This is a genomic window from Intrasporangium sp. (genome assembly GCF_030452765.1).
In the GTDB taxonomy this organism is placed as follows: Bacteria; Actinomycetota; Actinomycetes; order Actinomycetales; family Dermatophilaceae; genus Intrasporangium_A.
Window position 1 is genome coordinate 1 of sequence record NZ_JAKDLO010000326.1, and the last position, 1,937, is coordinate 1,937.

The 1,937-nt window shown below is 68.5% G+C and carries 3 protein-coding genes; 1 reads left to right on the forward strand and 2 read right to left on the reverse strand.

Annotated features, from left to right (window positions below; translation table 11 throughout):
- The coding region (locus tag L0H79_RS22070; protein ID WP_301486925.1) for a sulfocyanin-like copper-binding protein at positions 1 to 467 on the reverse strand (467 nt) is incomplete at its 3' end.
- Positions 468 to 994: 527 nt separating this feature from the next.
- Positions 995 to 1,315 (reverse strand): TraR/DksA C4-type zinc finger protein, encoded by a 321-nt coding sequence (locus L0H79_RS22075; protein WP_301486926.1) that lies wholly within the window; start codon positions 1,313 to 1,315, stop codon positions 995 to 997.
- A 150-nt stretch (positions 1,316 to 1,465) separates the two neighbouring features.
- Here L0H79_RS22075 and L0H79_RS22080 point away from each other — a divergent pair.
- Positions 1,466 to 1,937, forward strand: a 472-nt coding sequence (locus tag L0H79_RS22080; protein ID WP_301486927.1) for a hypothetical protein, incomplete at its 3' end; no start/stop codon positions are given.

The following is a 1,937-nucleotide window of genomic DNA, read 5'->3' on the forward strand; positions in this document are numbered from 1 at the left end:
TCGAGCTCTTGGTACATGCCGTTGGCGTAGTGGTTCTTGAGGTTACAGACCAGCTCGTACCGGCCAGGGGAAAGCTGGAGCGTCACCCAGCCGACCGCGCCGGAGTCGATGCCCTCACCTGCCCCGCTGGTACAGGAGGCGGACGCCTCGCCCAGGCTCCCTGACTCGCTGACCTTGCCATCGGCGCCCGGAACCCGCTGCCCTGCCGCGGCGGCTCGCGCCAACGGCAGCACGACGAGCTCATGCGTGCGCCAGCCCCGGTTCTGCGCCACCAGGCTGACCTTCCCCGCGGCCACGACCTGAGGGGTCGCCTGCAACATCATCACGGCACCCATCGGTGCGTCGCCGCCCATCATCCGCGTCATCCCCATGTCCGCGAGGGTCACGGTGACCGTCGTGCCAGGCAGCGAGACCGGAGCAGCACAGCTCAGCGCAGGAAAGTGGTAGCCCGCCGGTCCGCCCAGCATGCTGCTTCGGGGGCCTGAGCCCGCCGGTCCGCCCATCATGCTGCCCGGGGTGTTTGAAGCCGACGACGTACAACCGGTGAGCAGTCCACCGACCACCAGCGCCGCCAACGCAAGCACTCTCAGCCCGGGGGCATGTTTGGTCACTCTGCCACTTCACCACCGCTGATTTCACCGCGCACAGAGGCCAACGTCCCGTCCAGGAGGTCCCCCTGGGTTAGGTCTGGGTTACGTCCGGGCCTCACCCGACCGGCACCACCCCCGAGCACCTGCTGCGCCCCCCGACGTGATCTTCCTTGCCGGCGACCGAGCATGAACACTGTGAGGCAAACGCGACGCAGCGGGGGAGGCCTTGTCTGCGTTCAGAACCGTAAGGGGCTTCCGAAGCCGGCTCCTGGCGGTTCACGCCGCCGACGCCGTGGTTCTGATCGAGCGCGCACCGCGGGCCGTCCGTTCCGTTGCGGCCGTCAAAGTGCAACGGTGCTCGCCTCTTGACCGTTGGCGACCGCAACCGCGTGATGGGTGCGGCTTCAGCTGTGCTGGATGCATCTGACGGCCCACGGGCGAGCCTCGAGCCGTCCCTCGGGGATCGGCTCGCCGCACACCTCGCACAGGCCGTAGGTACCGTCTGCCACCCGTTCCCGGGCGCGTCCGATGTCGGCCAGGATCGCGAGCAGGTTCTCTTGCGCCGACACGGCGGTCAGCCGGTCGACCGCCATCGAGGTGCCCTCCCCGATGCGCTTGCCGAACGAGATCGTGCCCACCTCGCCGACGGGCTTCGTCAGCTGGGCGAGCTGGGCCTGGATCTCGTTCTCGCGCTCGGCCAGCAGGTCATCGATGTCTGGGCGCACCTCGTCAGCGTAGGGCGTACCGGCCGAAGGTGCCCGTAGGAGCGCTTCGCCCGGCTCACGCGGTGATGCGGATGCCGCGGTCGACGACGGCAGCCCACGGTCGAAAGGTCTTTACCGGGCTTTTCGATCCTGCGGTGTGAAGATGAGGTCATGGCTGCGGCGGCGACGGAACTCGCCTTGTTGAGAGAGGTGACAGGGCGTGGTTCGGCCTCCGTCTGGCGGTCACTGTTGTTGGCCTGTGGCGCCACCCTCGGGTTGGTCTCGCTCCTTTCGGTGCTGGTCTGGGCGACAGACCACGACTCCACGACGTGGCTGCCCGCCGGGTTGCTGCTCACCGGCGGGTCCCTGGGTTTGGCCGTCCGTGTTGCTCGCGGTCGCCTCGGTTGGATCGAGCTCACGAGCCTGTCGGTCATCGCCGCTGGGGCGATGATCTACGCCCCGTTCTCCGTGCTGGCGCAGTTCCTCGGCCCTGCCGTCACCGCCATCCTGCTGTTGGCCATGGTCGTATCCATCCGGGGTCGCCAGGCCCTCGTGGTCGGTGTCGGTCTGACCGTGGCTTCCGTCGTTCTGAGGGCACGGTGGGGCGAACTGGGGTGGCGGGTCGCAGCGACGATGGGGGTGC